The following is a 24,282-nucleotide window of genomic DNA, read 5'->3' on the forward strand; positions in this document are numbered from 1 at the left end:
GCCCGTGCTTGTTGATTATCAATTTTATAATGGAATAAACAGGAGTTGGCGGTTATGGAAAAGAGGCGTGTTGTTATAACGGGTATGGGAGCTGTTACCCCGATCGGAAATTCGGTTGAGGAAACCTGGGCTGCGGCAAAAGCGGGCAAAAGCGGAGTCGCTCTCATCACTCATTTCGATGCGAGTACGTTTAAAGCGCGGTATGCGGGCGAAGTAAAAAACTTCGACGCGACCAAGTATATGAATCCCGAAGCGGCGCGCAAGATGGCGCGCTTTTCTCAGTATGCGGTCGCCGCGGCAAAGATGGCGCTTGACGATGCGTCGATCGAAGCGAACAGCGATGTCATTAAAGACGCCGCGATTTTTATGGGTGTCGGTATCGGCGGCTTTGAAGTGAACGAAGAGTGCTGTATCAAATATTCGCAGAGTCCGCAGCACCGTCTGCCTCCTATGACGATTCCCGAACTGATTCCGAACGAAGCATGCGGCAATATTTCCATGGCTTTCGGCATTCACGGACCGGCACACACGGTGACGACCGCATGCGCGAGCGGTTCGGACGCGCTCGGCGATGCGCTCGATTTTATCAGAGGCGGCAGACGCGATATATGTCTTGCGGGAGGATCCGAGAGTACGATCAACGGATTCGGCATTGCGGGCTTTGAAGTGCTCCACGCGCTTTCGACTTCTTTTACGGACAATCCCGCAGCGGCGAGCCGCCCCTTCGACAAAAAGCGCGAAGGCTTTGTCATGGGCGAGGGCAGTGCGGTTTTCGTGCTCGAAGAATACGAACATGCGAAAAAACGCGGAGCGAAGATATACGCCGAACTCGCAGGCTACGGCGGAACGAGCGACGGTTATCACTTGACCGCTCCGAACCCCGACGGCGTTTGGGGTGCGGCCGCTATGACGGAAGCGCTGAAAGACGCGGGTGTAAAGCCGGAAGAAGTGCAGTATTACAACGCACACGGAACGGCGACGAAAAAGAATGACCCTTGCGAAACGCAGATGCTGAAGATCGCGTTCGGCGAAGAAAACGCGAAAAAGCTGCACATATCGTCTACGAAAAGCATGACCGGCCACTGTCTCGGAGCTACGGGTGCGATCGAAGCGATGTTTGCAGTCAAGGCGATCCAAGAAGGATTTATCCCTCCGACGATCAATCTCGACGAACAGGATGTCGAAGGCGGCTGCGATTTGAATTATACGCCGAATAAAGGCGTCGAATGCAAAGTCGACTGTGCGATGAGTTCGACATTCGGCTTCGGCGGACACAACGGCGTTATCGTACTGAAAAGAATTTAATAGGTCGAAAGTCGAGTTTCGAAAGTATTTCTAAATAAAGATATGCTTTCGGCGAGAACCCGTCCGCTAAGCCGCGGTCGAGCTTTTAGGGTACGCTTCCGTAAGCCTAACGCTCGAAACGGCACGCAGCCGGAACCTCGCCTCCGCATCATTTTATTTACTTTCGAAACTCGCCATTCAGTTGGTGAACGAAACGGATGGAAAATTTCGAGTTTTAGAAAACTCGAAATTGGACATAATATTTTCCTTTTTGTAAAACTGAATGGCGGGTTTGAAAACGAACAACATCGCCGAAAGCATGGCGTTAAGTTAATGTTTTCAAACTCGATATTCAGCCTGCAAACGCACTACGGGGGACTTATGGTTACGAACGATATCGCTTCTCTTTTGCCGCATCGGAAGCCGTTTTTATTTGTCGACGAAATACTTTCGTGCGATGAAAAAGGCAGCGTGAGTACGCGAAAATTTACCGACGACGATTTCTTTTTTAAAGGACATTTTCCGCAGTATCCCGTCGTACCCGGCGTTATCCTCGTCGAAACGATGGCGCAGGCGGGAGGAGCGGCGCTCAGCTTTCAAAAGAAATTTCAAGAAGGCAGTTTGTTTTTTCTCGCTACGGTCGATAAAGTAAAGTTTCGAAATCAAGTGCGTCCCGGCGATACGGTGCGCATGGAAATCACGAATCTGCGCGTTTCGGCTCACATGGTAAAGCAGTCGGGCAAAGCCTATGTCGGCGATGTTTTGGCGGCGGAAGCCGAATGGATGTGTCTTGTCGGAAGTGAAAGCTCCGTACATTGAAATTATTTCAATCTGCCGGGGTAATTACGTATTTCCTCACGTAAAAATCTAACCGAAACGATTTCGGTTCCTCAAGTAAAAATCTAACCGTAGCTATGACCGTTGCACCGCCATAGCGATAAGCTTACGCTGCAAGAGTTGTGTCTTGTCAAGCAGCTGTTGTAAATCCAATCTGTTCTTTCTCCTGAAAAGCTCAGCTTTTACCGCCTTGCTTACCTCCTTACTTTCCATAAGCCTTCGGTAGGGAGTCTTAGCCGCATCATATTTCTTTATGACCTTTGCGTCTATTCGTTGCTTTGCAATAATCTTCATCGAGGGAAAAAAGAAATTAACGAGCTTATTATAACTTTCATACAGTTCTGCTAAGACAACACAGGCAGCTTCTCCCTCAAATCGATAGTAGCCGACAATACGCCTTACCACGCTGTCGTTTTTCTGTTCAACAAAACAGTTGTCATTTTTTTTGTACGACCGGCTTCGGGTGAACGTAATATGATTTAGTTCACACCACTGCAAAAGCTGTATATTTTTGAACTCACGTCCGTTATCGCTGTCAATGCCTTTCATAGCAAAGGGTAAGTGTATTTTCACGTCCTCTGTCGCTTCTTTGACCCACCGATGAGCTTTATTCAAAAGCGCACGATTTTCCGTCCATCCTGAATGAACGTCGGTGAGTGTCAGGGTACAAATATACTGTCCTTCCGTAGTTGTACCGCAATGAGCGACCGTATCGGCTTCGAAAAAGCCCGGTTTTCGTTCGTCCCAATCGAAGAAGGTGCGGATCGGAATGAGTTTATTGAGATTCTTTGCCGGTCGTGTCGTTGCAATACCGCGGATGGAATGCTTGGGGATTTCCGGCTTGAGTATCCTTGAGACCGTTGCGCTTGATATGTGAGCAAGTTTTGTTTTCAGTTGTTCAGTATAGCCGAACTTGAGGGCAAGGTAATCGATATTGTCGCGGATAAAGGGTACGAGCCGTTTTGCACACAGGTACATCGAAAATAGCCACAGTCGAATAACTTCACGCTGCACATCTTGACCGTAGTATTTTTCATAGTGCCGCTTTTTACGAGGCTTTTTGATGATCTGTACACTCTTTCTTTCGACGTTGTTGAAGTGTGTTATTTTTATGCGTGCGCTGTTTTTGAGGATGTGGATGGCGTATTTTCGGTTGTAGCCGGTGGTTGCGGTGAACTCGTCGATGATTTTCGTCTTGCGCTTCTTGTTTGCCGTACAGTAGCGTTTTGCCGTTTCTTCGGTCAATTTCTTTTTCGTTTTCATATCTAACCCCATGGTGCCCTTCCTTCGGGCTTCTATTGTGACTCAGATTTGGGTTAGATTTTTACGTGAGGAACGGCTTTTTTTTCGGTTAGATTTAACGTGATGCAATGCGAATTATTGACAAATACCGAATCTGGGACTTATAATAAATAAATATAGGGAATATTCGGAAATTGCGATTTTCGGGTATTCCCTATAATCAGTTTTACCGACCGGAGGATTCCATGAAAAAAATGTTGGCAAGCATCGCGCTTTGCGCAGCGCTTTGCACCCTTATCTCCTGCGCCAAAAAAGAGCAGAAGACCACGCTCAATTTTTTGGAAACGATGACGGCTCCCGAACGCACCGTAATCATCAAGCAGATAATCGCGGATTTCGAACAGGCGCATCCGAATGTTTCGATCAACCTCATCTCTCCGCCGTACGATCAGGCGCAGAACCGTCTGTCGCTCATGCTCACGAACGAAGATCCTCTGGATATAATCGAAGTGCGCGACTATGACGTGCGGCAGTATGTCAACAACAGAAAATTGACAAATCTCGAAGATATGATCGCGAAGTGGAACGAAGGCAGCGACCTTTTGCCCATTACGATGGCATGTGCGAGAACCGCCGACAATACCGCATATATCGTTCCGCAGTTTTTATACGTCAAAGCACTTTTCGTGCGCACCGACATTCTTGCCGCGAACGGCATTACCGAAGCGGATTACCCGAAAACCAATGAAGAGCTCTATGCGCTGTGCCGGAAAATTACGAATCCCGCAAAAAATCAATACGGTTTCGATTTCAGAGGTAAAGCGAACGAATTTAAAATTGCCGATCTCCTCATGCTTTCCGACGTAAACGATATCGATCCGGCAAACGTATATAAAACGCTCGACGGAAAATTCTCGCTTTCAAATCCGGGTGCGCTTGCCGCCGCCCGTGCGTATATCGCCATGTTCAAAGACACCGTTCCCGCAGACGGCATCAACTGGGCGTTCAACGAACAGGTCAATTCTTTCGTATCGGGCATCACGCCGTTCCTTATTCAGGATCCCGATACGGTAGGTCTGCTCGACACGCAGCTCGGACGAGACAAGTATACGGTTATCCCGCTGACGGTCGGAAAAAGCGGCAAAGCGCCCATCGATTACGGGTTCGCTTCGCTTGCGATTCCGTCGTATTCAAAAAACAAAGAGCTCGCATGGGAGTTCATTTCATATATGTCTTCCGCGAAAGTGAACGCCGAACTGTGCAAAAAATACGGCCCGTTGCCGATTCATGCCAGCACGTATAAAGACGATCCGTATTTTTCGACGGGCGTGTATAAAGCGTGGGATGTGCAGTTCGGAGAACCGGATAAATACATGCTCGTCAAATTTCCGCTCGACAGCGAAAAATGGCCGGGCTGGTCGCAGACTCATGAACAATACATGCAGTCCGCACTGCTCGGGAACATAACGACTGAAGAGTTTATTGCAAAATGTGCCGACTACTGGAAATAAATAATTTATAAAACCAATAACGGGAGGAATGCCGAAAAGCCGCGCATTCCTCCTTTGCTTATACCGAGAGGATCCCATGAAATATCACAACCGCATATACAGGCTTATGGTATTGCCGGTTTTTATTATTTTGACGCTGTTTATGTACTGGCCGGTTTTGCGCGGCGGGTTTATCGCGTTTCAGCATTATACGCTTTTCGATTTATCGAAAATAAAATTTTCCGGATTTGAAAATTTCATTGCGATCATCCGCGACAAAGATTTTCCGTTTTTACAGATTTTATCAAATACGCTGATATGGATTTTCGTTTCGCTCTTTTTTCAATTCGTTTTGGGATTTTCTCTCGCGCTTTTGCTGCAAAAACCTTTTCCGCTGCGCGGACTTTACAGCGGGCTCGTGTTTTATTCGTGGACGCTGTCGGGCTTCGCCATCGGCTTGGTGTGGGCGTGGATTTTCAACGGACAGTTCGGACTGGCAAACGATGTGCTCATGAGGCTCGGATTTATAAACTCGCCTATCGGTTTTTTATCGAATCAGAAAATAGCGATTTTTTCCGTCGTCGCGGCGAACGTGTGGTACGGCGTTCCGTATTTTGCGATCATGCTGCTCGCCGCGCTGCAGTCCATTCCGAAAGAACTGTACGAATCCGCGGAACTTGACGGCGCGGGACCTTTTGTGCGTATGTTCAAAATAACGATTCCGTATATTTTACCGACGATCATCAGTACGACGCTGCTTCGCACTATGTGGATCATGAATTTTCCCGATATCATCTATGCGATGACGGGCGGAGGACCCGCGAACAGCACGAATATTTTGGCTACTCAAATGATCAACAAAATTCAAAAGAGCTACGATTACGGTCAGGGTTCCGCTGTCGGTATCATGATAATAGTGATCCTGCTGCTCTATGCCGTATTGTATTTGAAAATCATGAACAAAGGAGCGGACAAATGAAAAAGACCGGCGTCGCGGAAATCAAATCCGCATTTCGCATTTTCGCGCTGATCTTCTTTCTCATCGCGGCAATCGGGCCTCTGTATTGGATTATCGTCACATCTCTGAAAGGTCCGAGAGAAATCTATTCCAATCCCATAAAATATTTTCCGAGCCGCATCACATTGGAAAGCTATAAAAAACTTTTCAGTTTCAGCAATTTTGCCCGCTATTTTTTCAATAGCGTCGTGCTGTCGATCGGCGCCGCTTTTGCCGCTCTCGTTATCAGTCTGTTCAGCGGCTTTGCGCTTTCGCGATACAAACATCCGCGCGAACGGAACAGGATCGTTCTCGCGTTTTATTTTACGCAGATGATCCCGAATTTTATCATCATGATGCCGCTGTATACGATGATGGCGAAACTGCACCTTACGGATAACCTTGTAACGATGGGCGTACTCTATACTGCGACATCGGTCGCTTTCAGTACGATCATGGCGAAAAGCTTTTTCGACAATATTCCGTCGGCGCTGGAAGAAGTGGCGCTGATTGATGGCTGCAATACGCTGCAAGCGATATTTTATGTCATCGTGCCGGTCATGTTTCCCGGTCTTGCGGCAATTTTTTCGTTTTCGTTCGTCAACATTTGGAACGAACTGTTTTTGGCGGTTATGTTTTTATCGTCGGAAACCAAAATGACCGTTCCCGTTGCGCTCAATTCGTTTATTTCGAAAGCGGGCGTTTCATGGGACATACTCAGCGCGGGCATCGTTATCGCCCTGCTTCCCACGATGATCGTCTTTGCGTTTACGCAAAAGTACATCGTCGCAGGATTGACGGAAGGCAGCGTAAAAGAATAGGCATATCTGAAAACCGCAGTTTTCAGAAGTTCCCGATAATTTGGAGGCACTGTTATGGTAAAGGATATCACCGAAATCCTGCATCACATGGGAGAAGACGCGCTCCCGCTCAATGCGGTAAGCCCGCCCATTTTTCAAACATCGATATTCTGTTTCAAATCGTTCGACGATTTTAAAGATGCGCTCGCCGACGAACCGTCGCATTTTATTTATTCCCGGGGAAACAATCCTACGGTCAATCTGCTCGAAGAAAAGATCGCCGCGCTCGAGCACGGTGAGCGTGCGAAGCTCGTCTCTTCGGGCGTCGCCTCGATTTCCGGCGCGGTCATGGCTTTTTTAAAAACGGGCGATCACGTCGTCGCGGTGCGGGACAGTTATTCGTGGGCGAAATATTTATTTACGACGTATCTTGCACGATTCGGTATTGAAACGACGTATGTGGACGGCACCGACCCGGAAGAGTTTGAACGCGCCGTAAAGCCGAATACGAAACTGTTCTATCTTGAAAGTCCGACGACGTTTACGTTCAAGCTGCAGAATCTTTCGGCCGTCGCGCAAATTGCCAAAAAGCACGGCATCAAAACCGTTATCGACAATACGTGGTGTACACCCATTTTCCAAAATCCGATCGATTGCGGCATCGATATCGTCGTGCATTCTGTAACGAAATATATGAGCGGAAACAGCGACGCTGTCGCCGGCGTTATGGTTGGTTCCGATGAAGACATCAAAAAGATTTTTGAAAGCGAATTCCAGCTGCACGGAACGGTTCCCGATCCGTTTATGGCATGGCTCGTTTTGAGAGGGCTTCGGACGCTGCACATCCGTATGCCGGTGCATTTTGAAAACGCGAAAAAAGTCGCCGCATATTTGCAGAGTAGAAGCGAAGTGGAAGACGTGCTGTATCCGTTTTTGCCGTCGTATCCCCAATACGATCTTGCCATGAAGCAGATGAGAGGAGGCGCCGGTCTTTTTTCATTCAGATTCAAAACGCGTAAGCTCGATGAGATACGGAAATTCACCGATTCGCTTAAGATGTTCAAGCGCGCCGTAAGCTGGGGCGGCTATGAAAGCCTCGTCGTTCCGGCTGCCGTTTCCCGTTATCCGAACGATGTTATCCCCGACGACAGGATTTCGCTCGTACGCGTTCACATCGGACTTGAAACGGCGGACAGCCTTATCCGCGATCTCGACACAGCGATCGCCGCAATGAAATCGTAACGATCTGAAAGCCGAGTTTCGAAAATGTTTCGAAAGAGCGTATGCTTTCGGCAATACTCAGTCAGATTTTCGGAACTCGCCGTTGGGCCTAAAAGCCGGCCGATGCGCAGCGGATGTCGGCAAACGTATAACGGCGGCTTTTAACAAAACAATTCTCATCCTTATCGAGCCGTCAATTTTCCGTTTTGATAAATATAATTCGCACTCTCCGCATATTTTTTCGGAATCGCAATGCCGCATGCAGCTGCCGCATCGACGTCGATGAGCAGATCGCTGTCGCTCGGTTCCGTCATAAAACGGATCGGCATATCTGCAGGCTTTGCGCCGCGCAAAATCTCTACGACCATTTCGCCCGTTGCGCGCCCGGCTTTATAATAATTAAAACCGCTTGCCATAAAGATGCCGCCGTTTTTCGCTCCCGTCACGTCTCCAGAAAAGATCGGTTTTTTCGCTTTGGCAAAAACGTTTACGACGGCGGGAAGCGCGCTGAACACCGTGTTATCGGTTGAAAGATACAGACCGTCGACTCGCTTTACGAGCGTTTCGGCCGCCTGCTTTACTTCCGACGAATTCGTAATCGCTTGCGTCACAAGCGTAAGCCCCTGTTCTGCGCATCCTTTTTTTACGAGGTTGAGCGCGCTTGCTGAATTGGCTTCATTGCTTGTGTAGATGTAGCCGAGCGTTTTGATTCCCGCGACTTCTTTAAATAATTTAACATGCTGGTCGGTCGGAATCGCATCGCTCATACCGGTTACGTTGCGCTCGCCGTGTGCCGTCGTCGATACGAGTCCCGCACCGACAGGATCGGTAATAGTTCCGAATACGACAGGCACGTCTTTGATCGTATTGGCAAGAGCGACGGCAACGGGGGTTGCAATACCGACGGCGACATCAACTCTTTCGTCGCGATAACGCGATGCGATTTGAGCGGCCGTATTTACGTCTCCGTTTGCATTTTGCAAATCGTAGTTTGCTTTGATGCCCGATTCGTTGATCACATCCATAATGCCCCGCTCGATGTCGTCGAGCGCTTGATGCTGCACGATTTTCGCAATCCCGATCTTATAAGTCTTACCCGAAGAAGGCGCATCCGCCCCTCCCATCGCCGACACAAGGCCCGCCGTAAACAAGACCGCCGTAAAAGCCGCACATAATTTTTTCATACAAAACTCCTATTGTATATCCGCATCAGGCGGATTTGTTTTTGTCTGTTTCTACAAACAGTAACAACAGTATAATACTATTTATAGAAACATGTCAAGAGCAAAAAAAAGCGGAACGGTGCCGGGCTTGCAACGAGCGCGAAGTTCCCCGCGCCACTTGCAACGAGCGCGGAGCGCGAAGTTCCCCGCGCAGGATTTACTCGCGTCTTCCGTAATTGTACGGGGCGTTGCGGGGTGACCCCGCAGAGGGGGTAGCGCGCAACGAAGTGCGCGCGAGGGGGAGACTTCCCCCTTTGTATAAAATATTTGATCCGTATCGCAAAAAGAATAATAGGCATCGGAGAGTAAAGTGCGGCAATCGTTTTGCAAATTGCCGACACGACATCCGTGCCGTACGGTTGCAAAATCTTCCATACACATTTCACGGCTTTTGCAGTATACTGATACAATGCAGCGCGCGCTCATTACACTGGAAAATTGCCGCATCGAAAACGCAAAGCGCATATTGATCGCGTCCGTTTCGTGGACTATGCGGACGGGCGAAGTGTGGCTTGTCACGGGGGCGAACGGCGGAGGAAAAGCGGCTTTTCTTTCGGCGCTTGCGGGGGAACTCGGTATCGTACCCAACGACGGCGAAACGAGCGGCCGATTTTTTTCGGAATTTAATAATGCTGCGGAAATCGTTTCGCTTGAACGCGCCGCCACTCTTATCCAAGAAGAGCGCGATAACGACGAAAGTGAATACTGCGAGGGCGGAGTCGATATCGGACGAACGGGGCGCGCCTTTATCGCGGAAGCGCTTACAGGTATAGACAAAAAAAAATCCGTGACGCCCGAACTTTTGGATTCGATCGCATCACATCGGGCGGTAAAATTATGCGGCATAGAAGCGGTGCTCGAGCGTGGGCTGAAATATATGTCTACCGGCGAAATCCGCCGCACGCTGCTCGCCCGCGCCCTTGTTTCCGGAAAAAAGTTGTTAATTTTAAGCGATCCCTTTGCGGGGCTCGATGCGGAAAGCCGTACGATCCTCAAAAACTTTTTCAATGCGATTGCTCTCAAACAGCGCGCCGAACACGTACCGGACGGAGCGGATCCGTATATCATCCTCGGTGCGGAGCGTTATACGGAAATTCCCGATGCCGTAACGCACGTGATCGAATTTAACAAGGGCGCGCTTTCATTTTGCGGTACGAAAGGCGATTACGAAAAAAATATCGAAAAACGAAAAAAAGAAAATGCGAAAACGAGAAGCACCGACAAGGCGGCATTCGTCCGGCAGATTATCAATTTTCAAAACGATTTGAAAATGATGGATGATGATTCCGTTTCGCAAGAAAAGACACAATCGGATCGCCGTGCGCTTATCGAAATGCGATGCGTAAATGTCGGATGGGACGGACACGCCGTGCTTGTCGATTTGAACTGGACACTGTACGAAGGCGAACACTGGCTCATCAGGGGGCCGAACGGTTCGGGCAAAACGACTTTCCTCGAATTGATAACCGGCGACAATATGCAAGTGTATTCGAACGACGTTCGCGTATTCGGTTCCCGTCGCGGGAGCGGTGAAACGATGTGGGATATCAAAGCGAAGCTCGGCATCGTGTCTTACCGGATGCATGTCGAATACCGCATGCTCGGCGGAACGGCGCTGCGCGACGTGGTCGTTTCCGGATTCCGCGATTCGATCGGCTTATACGGAAAAGCGACCGATATGGAAACGGCGGCTACGGAAAAATGGCTTTCGCTCGGCGGGTTTTCCGGACGCGGTAACGAAATTTTTTCCGCGCTCAGCTACGGCGAACAGCGCGCAGTCTTGATTTTACGTGCCGCGGTAAAATGCCCGCTCATCCTCGTGCTCGACGAACCCTGTCACGGTCTCGACGAAAATCACCGGCGGCGAGTGCTCGACCTGCTCGAAACGATTGCGGAAAGCGGTACGACGACGCTTCTTCACGTGACGCACGAAAGCGACGAAGTCCTCGCCTGCGAAAAACACATACTCGAATTGCATCCGGGCAAAACGCCGATGTATAAAATAATAACAATATAAATAACAGGAATACGCAAAAATGACCGACAACCGAAAAAAATTAATAATTTTAATGCTGTCGCTTTTTCCTTTTTTTGTTTCGGCGGGAGGAAAAAAAGATGTGCCGCCTCAGGAAACTCCGGCGGAGTATGCCGAACGGACGCTTTCGGAAAACGAAGGCGCCGCATATCCTCGTGAAGCGATAGACGGAGAACACTCTTCATTCGGTGAAGTGTGGGGTTTCGCGCTTCAGGAGCGGGCTGAAGAAATCGATTTGGATGCTCCGCTCACCGATATCGCGCTCTTTACCGCGACGCTCAACAATTATGCGGAACTCGACGCTGTGCCCCGCCGATCGTCGCTTTCATCGTTTGCTGGCCGCGTGCATCTTACCTTTGCATGCGACAGCCGCGCGCTCGTTCATTTCGTATTGGATAAAAATCTCGGTTTTCGAAAAGGATTTGAAACTTCTCTTGCGGAAGCGGCGGCGGATTTTGATGGTCTTTGCATCGATATGGAGTATATTCCCGCGCGCGACAGGGAAAATTTTTTAACTTTTTTGCGCGATATGAAAAAATTGATCGGCGGAAAAATTTTAAGCGTATGCGTGCCGGCACGGACACGTACTATCTCCGACGATATCTTTCCGTATAAGACCATCGGTGAAATTGCGGACAGGGTTATCATCATGGCGTACGATGAACACTGGAGTACAAGCAGCCCGGGACCGGTCGCATCTTACACATGGTGCGCAAACGTCACCGACTATGCGCTTACGGTAATTCCCAAAGAAAAAATCGTCATGGGACTTCCGTTTTACGGACGCACATGGATGGAAGAGCGGCACGCGGGTGCGTGGTATTTCAGCGGCATCAACCGTAAAATGCTTGAAAACCGCGTAGTTGCCGTCGAACGCGACGAAGGCGGCGTCGCAAAGATAAACTATACCGCTACGGTCAACGTAACCGGCTATTTCGACGACACCTATTCGCTCGTAAAAAAATGCCGTCTCTACGAAGAAAAGAAAATTAACAATATTTCATTTTGGCGGCTAGGTCAGGAAGATAAATTGTTTTGGCAATGGATAAAAATAAAATAGATTGCGGCAATACGGTTTTTCGGCTGCTTGCGCGATAAGATTCATTCGTGTACGCGGAATATCGTCGGTCCGATTTTATCCCGCGTACGCTATTTTTTCCCATTTCGTCCGCGTAAGGCGTATTAAAAAAATCATGCCGCGGAAACAGAGTTCTATGCCCATCGCGATCCATGCTCCGTACAATCCGAATCTCGGCACGAGGAAAATTGTCAGTACGATACGCACGCCCCACAAACTTGCAAGATTCATAATACCGGGAATGAGGGTGTCGCCGGCTCCGCGGAGTGCGCCTGAAGCGACGATGGCGGCGGCAAAAAGAGGTTCTGCAAAAAGTTCTATGCGCAGCACGCGTACGGCGAGCGTCCGTACGGCTTTATCCGTCGTCAAAAAGGCGAACACTGCGGGGCAAATCGCATACATGATTGCACCCGTTATCGTCATTACGATCATACCGCTGGCCGTCGTAAGCCGCGCAAATCGTTTTGCCAAATCGCTTCGTTTTGCGCCGACGCTTTGTCCGACAAGAGTCGATGCCGCTTCCTGTATGCCGAAGCCCGGCATATAGCACAGCGACTCCGCCGTTACCGCAAAAGAATTTGCCGCAAGAGAAACGGCTCCGAGCGGCGCGATAAAGCGCATTGACGCGACGACCGCTCCGCTCCATGCAGTTTGTTCGGCTCCGACAGGTAAACCGATTTTGAGGGCGCGCATAAAATCGCCTTTATCGATTTTCCACGTGTCTTTTTTTGTGAGCGCAAGTACGGGAGATTTACGGAGCGTTCTGTACAAAATCAAAACGGCGGTTATGACGGCTGCACAGGCGGAACCGTAGGCCGCACCCGCCGCTCCGAGATCGAGTATGATGATAAATACATAATTGAATGCGACGTCGAACGCACACATGAGCGCGTTCAATACGGCCGGCGTTTTCATATCGCCGGATGCCTGCAGCATTCCGCTCATCAAATATACGATCTGGAAAACCGGCAGTGCAAGCTGAAATATAAAAAAATAAGAGGAAGCGTCGTTCCTGATCGCATCTTCCGCTCCGAGCCATACGGGCAGCATGCCGCTCATTGCCGCACTCAGAGAGGCGACGACGCTTGAAAAAATCGTGCACACGACAATCGCGTGGCGCAAAAGACGTTTTGCTCTGTATTCGTCGCCTGCACCTACGGCCTGTGCGGTCTGTACGGTAAAGCCCGCCGAAAGCGAATGGGTCAATCCTCCGAACATCCAAAGCGCGGGCGAAACGAGTCCTATCGAAGCGGCCGCTTCCGCGCCCAGCCTTCCGACCATAGCCGCATCGATATATTGCATCAAAATCGAAGAAACTTGAGCGAGCATGCCGGGCACGCTGAAGTGCCATATATACGAGAGAAGACGGGAGAGCGGAATTTCATTGCGCTCTTTTAATAATTTTGCAAGGTCGGGCGATTTCGTCCGCTCCGTCAATTTTCTTCCTGCGCGGCGTACCAATCGATTTTCCGCGTCAGCACCATGAGCAGCGTTACGACGAAGAACAATCCGAGGCTGCCGATCAAAAGCGCGTAGTCTTCGGCTTGCAGCGTACCGAATAAAAATATATACGATACCATCTGAACGAGCGCAAAGCAGGCGCCCCATTTAGGCCTTTTGAAAATTGCGGCCGCATAGAACAACAAAAGAAAACTCACCGCAGCCGAACTGATCCAATAAGTTGCGCCGAAGGAAATGTGTTCGGAAACCGACAGGAGCAGCAGATAAAATATGACATCGGCAAGTCCTATGAGACAGTACTGTACCGGATGAATTTTTACATGCGTAAAAATTTCGAATATGAATATGGTAATAAAAGGAATTATTAAAAATAGAAGCGCGTATTTTATACTCCTCTCGGTTTTTTGATAATTGTCGACAGGCGTTACAAAATCGATCTGTATGGTTTCGGCAGCGTCGCCGTCCCTGTCGTATGAATCGTACCCGTACTTTTCATTGTATTTTCTCATTGCCGCTACGGGCGCGTCCTTTTTTTCCGATGCGATCCACTCTTTCGGAAAAACGGTCGAAAGACCCGCGATATTCCATACGGCGGAAAAACCCCCGTCGGAAATGCTGCGTTCGGTCGGAAGCCATCCTCCGGTAAAGCCCGGCGTCGGCCACGTCGATTCGACGGAAAAAGTATTGTCGGCTGCGATCGGCATTGCCGCAAAATATCGTCCGCCTTGGATTCCCGTTTCAGCCGTAAACGAAAATCCTTTTTTGCAGTATTCGGCCGGTAAATTATAAAACACCGTATTTGAAAAAGGACTTGCGTTTTCAGGCGACATGAGCGACATTTCGAGAGGCGTTCCGTTCGCGGTGATGACGGGGAGTTTCGTCAGATTTTTTTTATTGGAAATGCCGAGCATCAAAACGCATTCGTTCCACACGATGTCGCGTTCGTCGATTTTATTATACGAATAATCGACTGCGGAAAAGCCGCCGTCGGAATGTACCGTTCCGGAAAATACCGGCGCTTTAAAGATGCCGCGCGTCAGGTATTCGGGTTTTGCAGAAAAACGCATATTCCATGTTTCGGGTACGCACACGATATAATTCGTTTTTCGCTCGGAACGTTTTACGCCGTTTTCCCATACGTCGACCGTTTTCTTGAACGGTACGGCGATTACGAATCCCTCTATGACCGGAGCGCCGCCTTTCGGTTCGAGGATCGAACGAACGGCGTCTTTTTGGTATGATTTTCTGTCGTCGACGAGAGAGTCCAGCATGCGCAGCGGTATCAAAAAGAGCAGCACAAGTATGAGAATGATGAAAGGTTTTACACCGATCTTTCCTGCGGAATTTAATAATTTATTTTTGTCCATAAAATGCTCCTGAAAATATTTTATGATTTGTTTTGATATGCCGAGCGTATGGCTTCGGCAAATAATTTGTTTTGATCGTGCCGTTCGGGTACGGAAAATTGAGGTTTCCCGTCTTCTTCCGAAATGCGGTACACTTGCGTCGGCGGCACGGAGTAAGCGGGACTGTCGGGATTGTTGATCCACCAGTCGAGTACGGCTGCGATACACAGCGTATATTTTAATAAATTCGCATTTGTCGCGTTCGTCGTCGCCGTCGTGTTTTGCGCGCCGAGCAAAACGTCGAGCCGCTTTGAAATTTCATTCGGAATATCGAATCGATAATGTTCCCACGGATTTTTAACCGAATCGACGGTTCCGCGTACATGAGCCACCGCATCGCATGCATTTGCAACGTCGGTAAAATATTTGCGTATGAAGTCGATGCGTTTATACAGAGGCGGGTACTTGCTGTCGTTTACGGGACGCTCGAGCACGAGGGGTTTGAATTTCAGTTGGGGTAAAAATTGATACTGCGCCTGCCATAAAAGGTTCGTAATCGATTTTTTGCCGAAAGCCGAAGATTCGAAATCGCTTTGAGAATATATTTGGTTGGCAAAATAGATGAGCGGCTCGGCGTATAATTTATTGAAAACGTCTTCCCGATATGCCGACCACGTATCGAGTACTGCGTCGATCGAATCGGATTGCGAGCCTCCGGTTTCTTCTTTGACGAAAGCGATATTGCGGCATCCTTGAAAAAAATCTTCGATGATGCGGAGCAGAACGACGGTTACCTGCATGGGATTTGAGGGCGATAAAATATTGAAACCGTCGCCGAATTTATAAAGCGGCTGAAAATACGGAAAGAGATCGGGATGCGTATCGAGTTTTTGAAAACCGGCTTCGGGGAAGAGTCTGTCGAGCAGGCTCAATCCCGTGTTGACGGTTTCATCGCGCTTGCCGTGAATTTCACGTACGACCGTTTCTTTACGTTCGGTTATTTTCACTTCTTCTTTCGGTTTATCGGGAAGCAGCAAATCGAATTTATGAAGATCGACAAATTGGAGGATATCGGCTACTTTTACCGAAAAGAAAACGGGATACACTTCGTAGGAGTCCGAACACATACGCATGAGCAGCGGATATAATTTTCTGATGATTTCGGTATCGATGTAAAGCCATATCGTGATCGCTTCTTTTGCAAGCGACTGGAGTTTTTCTTTGTCGGTATCGGGGTAAACCGCTTGATCGGTATAGATCTCTTTAATAATTTTCGGGATCTTCGAACTGCCGTAATAATAAACCGTCATCAGCGGCCGGTAGATTGCTTTGATAAAAGGAATGAGATCGCAGACGAGGATCGGCTGAGGCAGCATGAACAGATCGCCGTATGCGAGTTTGATATTTTGCATCGTCCATCCGGCGACCATTCGTAAAAATTTGAATTTGATTTCACTGCCGCCGGCTATCTTCGTTTTGTATGTAGGAGGCGCCGTCTGTATGAGCGTTTTAATAACCGTAATAAAAGCTTCCATCTGGTCGATATAGAGTTTCAGCGTTACGTCGTAAAATGCCGGCAAAATTTTTTCGGTGCCGTCTTTTTGAAACCGGCGGATAAAATTGAAGATGCCGTAATTCGCTTTGATTTGATATTCGCTCGACATCATCAGTTTATCGATTTCAGTGCAAAGTTTCGGAGAAAGCGTTTGCAGATCGTTTTTTCTTCTGTGCTTTACGGGCGTATGAGAAGAGGAAGATGAAGCGGATGTTTTGGAGCGGCTTCCGGAAGACGGACTTGACGGATTGTGAGGCGTGCGGGAAGAAGGTGCGGAAGGACGCCCGGCACGCGGCGTATTTTGTACGGGAGAATCCGCATGCGCAGTCCGTTCATTTAAAACTTGGCCGCCGAGTTTTTTTGCCAGCGTTGCCGCTTCTTTCGGATCGATATCGCCGATCGCCTTTCTCGTTTTATCGAGAGTGCCGGGCGCCCAGTCCGCCGTTTTGTTAAAAGAATCTTTGGCCATTCCCGTACCTCCGTTTAAAAATATCGCTTGACCGAATGCGGAATCGATCGATATCGGCTTTGCGGTTTATTAAATACGCAGTCTGTTTTTTTTCACAATGCCGGGGAAATTTTTGAGGAAAAGTTTTTCACCCGTGCCGGTAAGCAGGACGCCGTCGAAGGTTCCGAAAATCGTAGAAGAGTCGGTACGCATGACGAGAATGCTTAAAACCCGCTTGTTGATTGAAACGGGCGTAAAGGTGAGATCGACCATGGATTCCGTATCCTGTACGACCCACGTTTTGGCGCTTCCGAACGGATGCGTAATCGTTACTTCGGGAAGCGGCGTCGTTTTTCCGTCGAATACGACGATATTTTCATTGCAGTCATTCGCTTCTTCGGCATCCATATTCGTCATGACGAAACGGAACAACAGTTTCCTTCCTTCGTAGTCGCCGAGTCCGCACATCATTTTGCTTTTCGAATGATAACGGTAATACGTTCGGTTCATCACCATAAAAGCAAGTCCCGAAGTTTCGCTCATCGGAACGGCAGTCGTCTTTTTTCCGGGAAGGATATTGAGGGAGCCTTGTATGCTCATCGCCGAAAGCCATGAAGCGGAACAGCGCCTTGTTGTCGGAGCGGGGGAGACGACGACGAGTTCGGCATGCAGCGGATCGCTGAAATGCGAAACGAATGTGCCGGTTGCCGCAGGGCGTACCGTATCGCCTTTTACGCTGAACGTGACCGAAATACGGTCGCGCTTTCGGTTCCATGAAATGCGGATATAGCGCGATTTTTTGTGATTGATACAGGCGGCTTTGTCGAGCCGTATAGGGACGAAGCGGAAGCGCGGGGGCATGAACGTATGATAGACGAATTTTTTTCCGGTGGAACGATACCAAAAAATGACTTCTGCGAGACCGAACATTTTATCGTCGAAGAATTCGATCATACCGATATAATCGCCGATCGAAAACATATATGCGATACGGCTTTTAATTCGGAAATTCGTTAAAAATGCCGGAATCGGAATTCCGCCGAACGGAGCTTTGAGTCCTTTTATATCGAGTTTTTGCGGCGCACTTGAAAACGTTCCGAACCGTACTTTACCTTCGGTGATAATCGATTCGGGAGCTTCGCTTACTTTTCTTGAATACAATCGCTACCTCGAAAACTGTAAAACACTTGTGTCCATTATACAGTAAAAATATCACTCGCGCAATTCATCCGATTTTGCTTGAGCAATGCGGTGAATTGCAATAGTATAAGCATGCAAGGAGTCGTGCGATGGGGATCAAGCTGTATTCGCTCGGAGCGGCCGAAGAAGTAACCGGTTCGAAACATATATTTGAAATCGACGGGCGTACGTTTATGGTCGATTGCGGTGCGTTTCAAGGAAAGCGGAAAACGGCCGACGAAAAAAACCGCAATTTTGCGATTGCGGCGGATAAAGTCGAAGCGGTGATTTTGACGCACGGTCACCTCGATCACTGCGGACAGCTTCCCGTGCTCGTGCGAAAGGGATTTACCGGCAATATCTATGCGACGCCCGCGACGCGCGACATAGCGAACATCGTTATGATGGACAGTGCACGCATTCAGGCGAAAGACGCCGAATTTTTGAAAAAGAAAGCCGACAAAGTCGGTGAAAAATTTACGTGGCGGCCGCTCTTTTCGGAACGCGACTGCATCACGACGGCAAATCAAATCGTCTCTCTTTCGTACAACCGGAAAATGTACATCGCGCCGGATGTCGAGCTCGAATTTTTCGACGCGGGGCACATACTCGGTTCGGCGTTTGCAAGCGTTACGATAAAGGGACTGCACGGAAAAATCAGCGCGCCGCATCCGGGACACGCGGGTGAAAACGAAACGCGCATTTTGTATACCGGCGATTTGGGGCGTCGCAATCAGCCGATCATCCGCGATCCCGAAACGAAAGTGCCGGCGCCGGACTATATCTACATCGAAAGTACCTACGGCAACCGCAAGCACGCCGAAAAAGAATTCGCCATGCACGAACTCGAACGCGTCGTCAACGAAGCGGTTTGCCGCGGCGGGAAAATCATCATTCCGTCGTTTGCGATCGAACGTGCGCAGGAATTGGTGTTTTACCTGCACTTGCTCGTCGATGCGAAAAAAATTCCCGATATTCCGATCTATGTCGATTCTCCGATGGCGACGAACGCGACGAGCGTGTTCAAAGTACATCCCGAATGTTACGATGAAGAGACGAACGAAGCGTTTTTAAAACATCACAAAAATCCCTTCGGTTTCAGCTCGCTCAATTTTACTGCGAGCGTCGACGAATCCAAAGCGCTCAACAAAAAAGCCGGACCCATGATCATCATCAGTGCGGACGGTATGTGCGAAGCGGGGCGCGTACTTCATCACCTCGCGAATAATATCGGCGACGAACGCAATATTATCCTTGCGGTCGGCTATATGGCGGAAAACACGCTCGGCCGCAGAATTCTCGACGGCGATAAAGAAGTGAAGATAATGAACGACTTTTATGCGGTGCGCGCGTCGGTCGAACAGATAGATGCGTTCAGCGCTCATGCCGATTATACGGAAATCACGGCATGGCTCGACGCTGTCGACACGAGCCGCCTCAAACGGATCTTCATGGTACACGGTGAAAAAGACGCGCAGGAATTTTTCAAAGCTTACCTCGCCGAACACGGATATCCGAACGTGACGATCGTAAAATACGGCGAAAGCTACGAAATCGAATAAGTTAAATGTCGAGTTTAGAAAATATTAGCTGAATAAAACTCGCCATTCATTTGATGCACGAAACGGTTGGAAATTTCGAGTTCCGGAAAGCTACGAAATCGAATAGAATAATATATACTCGGCCGATTAAGCGTTTTTATTGACGATGCGCGTTTCGCATTCGCCGGTTTCTATTTTTATAAAACGCGTAAAAAGCGACACTTTATTGTTTGCGTTGAGGCTTTCCCATATTCGATTCGTAAAGACGTCGATATCGCCGCGGATGACGACGGGCACGGGTTCTCCTTCAAAACTCGGAAGCGGATTTCCGTTTCCGCGGTACGTGTGGATAAAGCGTCCGACGCCGTCCTGCGGATTGTCGTATGCGAATGTAAAGCGGCATGCGCTTTCAGGATTTCCGTTATCGCTTTTGAGGATCGAAAGCGCGTAATCGCACGATCCGTTTTCGACGTGCAGCAAGCCGGAAATGCGCGGCGTATAGTTCGGCTCGTCCGGTTCGAAGGTGCGGGAGCGGAGCGCCTGTTCGAATGTCAGTCCCTTGGATAAGCCTTCGTACAGCGTATCGGTTTGATCTCCGTTCGTGACGATCGTATTTTTCCCGAGCACGCGCACCGGCGCGTAAATTATTAAACTCGGATCTTTCATTTTAGAAGCGTCGAAAGCTTCGGTACGGATCCCCTCGTCTTCGGCGGCGAAAATGCGGTTTCTGCTGTTTTCGCTTCTGCCCATAATAAAATACGCGGCGACTGCGGCAGATCCGTCTTCGGATTTTCCGAGCACGATGCCACGTCCGGGGTATTCGTTTTGTTTCAGCGTTTCGGAAAGAGAAATCGGTTTCATGTTATTTTTCGCTCGGCTTTTTTCTGCCGCTGCAGGCCGCCTTTGCCGTACGTTCGCGGGCGGATTCCATATTGTTTACCATAAGGATCGGCTGGTCGGTCGCTTCGAGCGCATCGCGCCACAGAGCGCCTTCGGTGTCTACGACGTTACGGTGGCGCGTTACTTCGCTTATGGGAATATGAACGAACTTGTCGTGTACGAGACCTACGACCATCTTTGTTTTGCCGGCCATAGCCGCGTGTACGGCGTTGTTGCCGAGACGTTCGCAGTAGATGGAATCGTTCGCCGTCGTAACGGCCGCTCGGATTTGATAACCCGGATCGATGTATTTCAGATTGATATGGAAGTGCTTGTTTTTAAAATACTTCGTAATTTCGTCGCGGAGATATACGCCGATATCCGCAAGTTTGATATTGCCAGACGCATCCGTTTCGTTCGTCTTCGTGAGCAGTTCCTGTCCCGCGCCTTCGGCAACGATAACGACGGCGTGATGACGCTCTTTTAAGCGCTGTTCGAGGTATGAAAGAAAACCGTTCGGTCCGTCCATATCGAACGGAACTTCGGGAATAAGACAGAAATTCGCTTCGTGGGACGCGAGCGCCGTTTCGGCAGCGATAAATCCCGATTCGCGCCCCATGAGTTTTACCAAGCCGATGCCGTTGATTTGCGAGTGCGCTTCCATGTGGATCGAGGCGACGGCTTCTTTTGCCTGCTGCACCGCCGTTTCAAAACCGAAGGACCGGTCGATGAACAAAAGATCGTTGTCGACCGTTTTCGGAATACCGATGACCGCCACTTTCAATCCGCGCCGCTCTATTTCGTTTGCGATATCGAGCGCGCCGCGCTGTGTTCCGTCGCCGCCGATGATAAACATCATGCCGATGCCGAGCTTTTCGATGCAGTCGACCACGTCCGAAACGCGGTCGCCGCCGCCTCTGCTCGTACCGAGAAACGAACCGCCGATTTTATGAATTTCGTCGACATTGTCCGGTGTCAGTTCGAGCGTTTCGAATCCCTGATCGGGGAAAAATCCTTTAAAGCCGTATTGAAAGCCGAGGATGCGGCGTACCCCGTATCGATTGTATAAATTGCGGACGATCGCACGTATGACATCGTTGAGGCCCGGGCAAAGTCCGCCGCACGTGCAGATGCCCGCCTTTACGTGATTCGGATCGAAATAAATATATTGACGAGGACCCGCTTTTTGCATGAGGTTTGCCGACGTCTGATCGTCTTCTTCGCCGCCGTGAAATACGTTTACGCGGTACCGTACGAACGAATCATCTTTGACATAGTTTGCACGGAAATCTCCGATGACATTGGAGAGCTGGATCGGAGAAGGAATTTTGCACGGTCCGAGCGTTTCAATCGTAAAATCATATTTTTCGTCTGTCATACTTTACGCCTCTTATTATTTTATATTATAGATAATGGCTTTTTTTTTCAATACGCACGTATAGATTTCTGCAGCGGAAAAACGGTATATTATAAGCGTATATACATTATTTTTACAGAGGAATTATTATGGCGAAATTATCAAAGGGATTGACGGCGCTTATTGCGGTCGCGGTAATTATTTTTTTGTTCGCATCGCGCGGATGCGGAGTTTACAACAACATGGTGTCGATGGACGAGAGCGTCACGAGCCGATGGGCTGAAGTGCAAAATCAATATCAGCGCAGATATGATTTGATTCCGAATCTCGTTTCGACCGTCAAAGGATACGCGAGCCATGAAAGCGACGTACTCACGCAAGTTGCGGAAGCGAGGTCGCGCGCCGGCGGCGTCGTAAATGTCGACGAATCGATTTTGACGAATCCGGAAGCGTTTGCGCGTTATCAGCAAATTCAAAGCAGTCTTTCCGGAAGCTTGCAGCGGCTTTTGGCCGTCGCGGAAAATTATCCCGAACTCAAAGCGAACACCAATTTTCTCGCGCTGCAGGATCAACTCGAAGGAACCGAAAACCGCATTGCCGTGGCGCGACAGCGTTATAACGAAGCGGCTCAAGAGTTCAACTCGTATATCAGAAGGCTTCCGAACAATTTTATCGCATCTTTCGGCAGATTTGCCGCAAAGCAATATTTCAGCGCGGACGGCGAAGCGCAGTCGGCTCCGAAAGTCCAGTTTTAAAATCCGGGCGCAAGCATATTGAATGATATATGAAAACGCAGACAATGCTCAAAAGGCTCAAGCTCTCCGATGCCGAATTCGACAGAATAGCGGAAGCGGTTTCAAAGGCGGAAGTTAAGACGACCGGTGAAATTAAAATCGTGCTTGCACCGGAAAGCGCGCACTATGCGTTTTGGGAACTGCTTGCCGCCGTATGCGCTTCAGCCGTCGTCTTTGCTTTTCTCTTGCCCTTTGTGGGAAAAATAACCGATACGTACGCTCTCTTTGCGTGGACGGAGAGGATATGGATGCTGCCGGCTTTCTACGGTTTTGTTTGCTTTGTAAGCATAGCCGCGGCATTCAAACTTTTTAATATACCTGCGCTTGACCGCATCGTTGTGCCGAAAAGCGTTCGGATAGCGAGCGTTACGCGGCGTGCTTTCCGTCTCTTCGTCGAATGCGGCGTTTACGATACGGCCGAGCATTCGGGCATTTTGATTTTCATTTCGTATTTGGAACGACAAGTGCGCATCGTCGCCGATTCGGGCATTTCAAAAAAAATATCGCACGACCTGTGGCGCATCATTTCGGATGAACTCGCTGCGGAGATAAAATCCGGAAATGCGGTAAACGCTTTTATCGGCGCGATCGGAAAATGCGGCGAACTCCTTGCCGAACATTTTCCCGCCCGCGAAGAAAACCCGAACGAACTGCCCGACGGCCTTATCGTATTGGAGGACGCGGAATGGTACTGAATCGAACGGCTGCCGGAACATTCCGGATTTCGAAAATCGTGATTTTAACTTCATTAATAAAATTTTTCCGTCCGACGGCGCTTTTGTGTTTTCTTTCGATGATGACGGCTTTCCGACTTGCGGCGCTCGACGTTCCCCCTCTCACCGGTCGCGTCGTCGACAATGCGAGCCTTTTGAGCTCTTCGGAAAAAGAAGAGCTTTCGTCCTATCTCGAATCGCTCGAAGATACTACAGGCGCGCAAATTGTGGTTTTGACCGTTGCAACGCTTGCGGGTGATTCGCTCGAATCGTTCGGCATCAGAGTTGCGGACGAGTGGAAGCTCGGCCGAAAAGGTGAAGACGACGGCGCGATCCTTATCGTTGCGCTTGCAGAGCGCAAGATGCGTATCGAAGTCGGCTACGGTCTCGAAGACAAACTGACCGATATGAAGTGCGGCCTTATCATACGGAATGTTATCGCGCCGTATTTTCAAAACGGCGACTACGGCGGAGGTATTAGCGCAGGCGTAAAGAATATGGTCGGAATCGTTGCCGGCGATGAAGAACTCGTTTCGAAGCGCGTTGCGGACGAAACACTGCCTACCGATGTGATTCCCATCGCCGCGTTTATTGTCTTTTTTCTGATCAATGTGCTGTTCGCGATGATAAGCGCTCGTTACAACAGGCGATATCCTTCAAGCAGGATATACCGTTCCGCATTCGGAAGCGGTTTTTCTTCGTCCTCTTCGGGCGGAGGCTTTTCAAGCGGTGGTTCTTCCGGAGGCTTTTCGGGCGGAGGCGGAGGTTTCGGCGGGGGCGGCGCTTCCGGCGGCTGGTAAAG

Annotated in this window: 20 protein-coding genes; 12 read left to right on the forward strand and 8 right to left on the reverse strand. The window is 49.3% G+C overall.

The window, feature by feature from the left end:
• Positions 1-54: 54 nt before the first annotated feature.
• Entirely contained in the window at positions 55-1,305 is a 1,251-nt protein-coding gene (gene fabF / locus H9I35_RS08305) for a beta-ketoacyl-ACP synthase II (protein WP_187418948.1), read from the forward strand.
• 360 nt (positions 1,306-1,665) lie between these two features.
• Positions 1,666-2,103 (forward strand): 3-hydroxyacyl-ACP dehydratase FabZ, encoded by a 438-nt coding sequence (gene fabZ, locus H9I35_RS08310; protein WP_187418949.1) that lies wholly within the window; start codon positions 1,666-1,668, stop codon positions 2,101-2,103.
• A 93-nt stretch (positions 2,104-2,196) separates the two neighbouring features.
• Here the strand turns inward: fabZ and H9I35_RS08315 are convergent, their stop codons facing one another.
• Positions 2,197-3,396, reverse strand: coding sequence for an integrase catalytic domain-containing protein (locus H9I35_RS08315; protein WP_187418950.1), 1,200 nt, complete (start codon positions 3,394-3,396; stop codon positions 2,197-2,199).
• A gap of 212 nt (positions 3,397-3,608) precedes the next feature.
• On the opposite strand from H9I35_RS08315, the gene H9I35_RS08320 reads away from it, so the two are divergent.
• From H9I35_RS08320 to H9I35_RS08335, 4 genes are all read left to right on the forward strand, one after another.
• On the forward strand, positions 3,609-4,874 hold the full coding sequence (locus tag H9I35_RS08320) for an ABC transporter substrate-binding protein (protein WP_187418952.1): 1,266 nt from the start codon (positions 3,609-3,611) through the stop codon (positions 4,872-4,874).
• Positions 4,875-4,950: 76 nt separating this feature from the next.
• Positions 4,951-5,832 (forward strand): carbohydrate ABC transporter permease, encoded by an 882-nt coding sequence (locus H9I35_RS08325; protein WP_016521048.1) that lies wholly within the window; start codon positions 4,951-4,953, stop codon positions 5,830-5,832.
• Positions 5,829-6,671, forward strand: a complete 843-nt coding sequence (locus H9I35_RS08330; RefSeq protein WP_187418954.1) for a carbohydrate ABC transporter permease — start codon at positions 5,829-5,831, stop codon at positions 6,669-6,671. The genes H9I35_RS08325 and H9I35_RS08330 overlap by 4 nt, the downstream gene beginning before the upstream one ends.
• A 54-nt stretch (positions 6,672-6,725) precedes the next feature.
• Positions 6,726-7,892 (forward strand): aminotransferase class I/II-fold pyridoxal phosphate-dependent enzyme, encoded by a 1,167-nt coding sequence (locus H9I35_RS08335; protein WP_187418956.1) that lies wholly within the window; start codon positions 6,726-6,728, stop codon positions 7,890-7,892.
• A gap of 161 nt (positions 7,893-8,053) precedes the next feature.
• Here the strand turns inward: H9I35_RS08335 and H9I35_RS08340 are convergent, their stop codons facing one another.
• Positions 8,054-9,055: an ABC transporter substrate-binding protein gene (locus H9I35_RS08340; RefSeq protein WP_187418957.1), complete on the reverse strand. Its 1,002-nt coding sequence runs from the start codon at positions 9,053-9,055 to the stop codon at positions 8,054-8,056.
• Positions 9,056-9,503: 448 nt separating this feature from the next.
• Between H9I35_RS08340 and H9I35_RS08345 the strand changes: the two genes are divergently transcribed.
• Together H9I35_RS08345 and H9I35_RS08350 are read left to right on the forward strand one after the other, a co-directional pair.
• Complete coding sequence (locus tag H9I35_RS08345) at positions 9,504-11,111, forward strand: ATP-binding cassette domain-containing protein (RefSeq protein WP_187418959.1); 1,608 nt, start codon at positions 9,504-9,506, stop codon at positions 11,109-11,111.
• A 19-nt stretch (positions 11,112-11,130) separates the two neighbouring features.
• Positions 11,131-12,189 carry a glycosyl hydrolase family 18 protein gene (locus H9I35_RS08350; RefSeq protein WP_187418961.1) on the forward strand — a complete coding sequence of 353 codons (1,059 nt, stop codon included), beginning with the start codon at positions 11,131-11,133 and terminating at the stop codon, positions 12,187-12,189.
• 75 nt (positions 12,190-12,264) lie between these two features.
• On the opposite strand, the gene H9I35_RS08355 is transcribed toward H9I35_RS08350, so the two are convergent.
• The 4 genes from H9I35_RS08355 to H9I35_RS08370 all read right to left on the reverse strand — a co-directional run bounded on the left by H9I35_RS08355 (position 12,265) and on the right by H9I35_RS08370 (position 18,178).
• On the reverse strand, positions 12,265-13,644 hold the full coding sequence (locus H9I35_RS08355; RefSeq protein WP_187418963.1) for an MATE family efflux transporter: 1,380 nt from the start codon (positions 13,642-13,644) through the stop codon (positions 12,265-12,267).
• Positions 13,641-15,035 (reverse strand): cell envelope integrity protein CreD, encoded by a 1,395-nt coding sequence (gene creD, locus H9I35_RS08360; RefSeq protein WP_187418964.1) that lies wholly within the window; start codon positions 15,033-15,035, stop codon positions 13,641-13,643. The genes H9I35_RS08355 and creD overlap by 4 nt, the downstream gene beginning before the upstream one ends.
• A gap of 20 nt (positions 15,036-15,055) precedes the next feature.
• Entirely contained in the window at positions 15,056-17,038 is a 1,983-nt protein-coding gene (locus tag H9I35_RS08365; RefSeq protein ID WP_187418966.1) for a hypothetical protein, read from the reverse strand.
• A gap of 69 nt (positions 17,039-17,107) precedes the next feature.
• A complete protein-coding gene (locus H9I35_RS08370) occupies positions 17,108-18,178 on the reverse strand; it encodes a DUF2804 family protein (protein ID WP_187418967.1) in 1,071 nt (356 codons plus the stop codon).
• Positions 18,179-18,306: 128 nt separating this feature from the next.
• Here H9I35_RS08370 and H9I35_RS08375 point away from each other — a divergent pair, with 128 nt between their 5' ends.
• Positions 18,307-19,758: an MBL fold metallo-hydrolase RNA specificity domain-containing protein gene (locus H9I35_RS08375; RefSeq protein ID WP_187418968.1), complete on the forward strand. Its 1,452-nt coding sequence runs from the start codon at positions 18,307-18,309 to the stop codon at positions 19,756-19,758.
• Between the two features lie 126 nt (positions 19,759-19,884).
• Here the strand turns inward: H9I35_RS08375 and H9I35_RS08380 are convergent, their stop codons facing one another.
• Together H9I35_RS08380 and H9I35_RS08385 are read right to left on the reverse strand one after the other, a co-directional pair.
• Positions 19,885-20,598, reverse strand: a complete 714-nt coding sequence (locus H9I35_RS08380; protein WP_187418969.1) for an IMP cyclohydrolase — start codon at positions 20,596-20,598, stop codon at positions 19,885-19,887.
• Position 20,599: 1 nt separating this feature from the next.
• A complete protein-coding gene (locus H9I35_RS08385) occupies positions 20,600-21,994 on the reverse strand; it encodes an ATP-dependent 6-phosphofructokinase (RefSeq protein WP_187418970.1) in 1,395 nt (464 codons plus the stop codon).
• A gap of 128 nt (positions 21,995-22,122) precedes the next feature.
• On the opposite strand from H9I35_RS08385, the gene H9I35_RS08390 reads away from it, so the two are divergent.
• The 3 genes from H9I35_RS08390 to H9I35_RS08400 are packed head-to-tail and all read left to right on the forward strand — an operon-like array spanning position 22,123 to position 24,280.
• Positions 22,123-22,728: a LemA family protein gene (locus H9I35_RS08390; protein WP_187418971.1), complete on the forward strand. Its 606-nt coding sequence runs from the start codon at positions 22,123-22,125 to the stop codon at positions 22,726-22,728.
• 29 nt (positions 22,729-22,757) lie between these two features.
• On the forward strand, positions 22,758-23,462 hold the full coding sequence (locus H9I35_RS08395) for a TPM domain-containing protein (RefSeq protein WP_187418972.1): 705 nt from the start codon (positions 22,758-22,760) through the stop codon (positions 23,460-23,462).
• The gene (locus H9I35_RS08400) at positions 23,453-24,280 is read left to right on the forward strand and encodes a TPM domain-containing protein (RefSeq protein ID WP_215905292.1); all 828 of its coding nucleotides are present in this window, start codon (positions 23,453-23,455) and stop codon (positions 24,278-24,280) included. Before H9I35_RS08395 ends, H9I35_RS08400 begins: the two co-directional genes overlap by 10 nt.
• Positions 24,281-24,282 lie beyond the last annotated feature (2 nt).

The sequence above is a fragment of the Treponema sp. Marseille-Q4132 genome (assembly GCF_014334835.1).
Taxonomy (GTDB): Bacteria; Spirochaetota; Spirochaetia; order Treponematales; family Treponemataceae; genus Treponema_D; species Treponema_D paredis.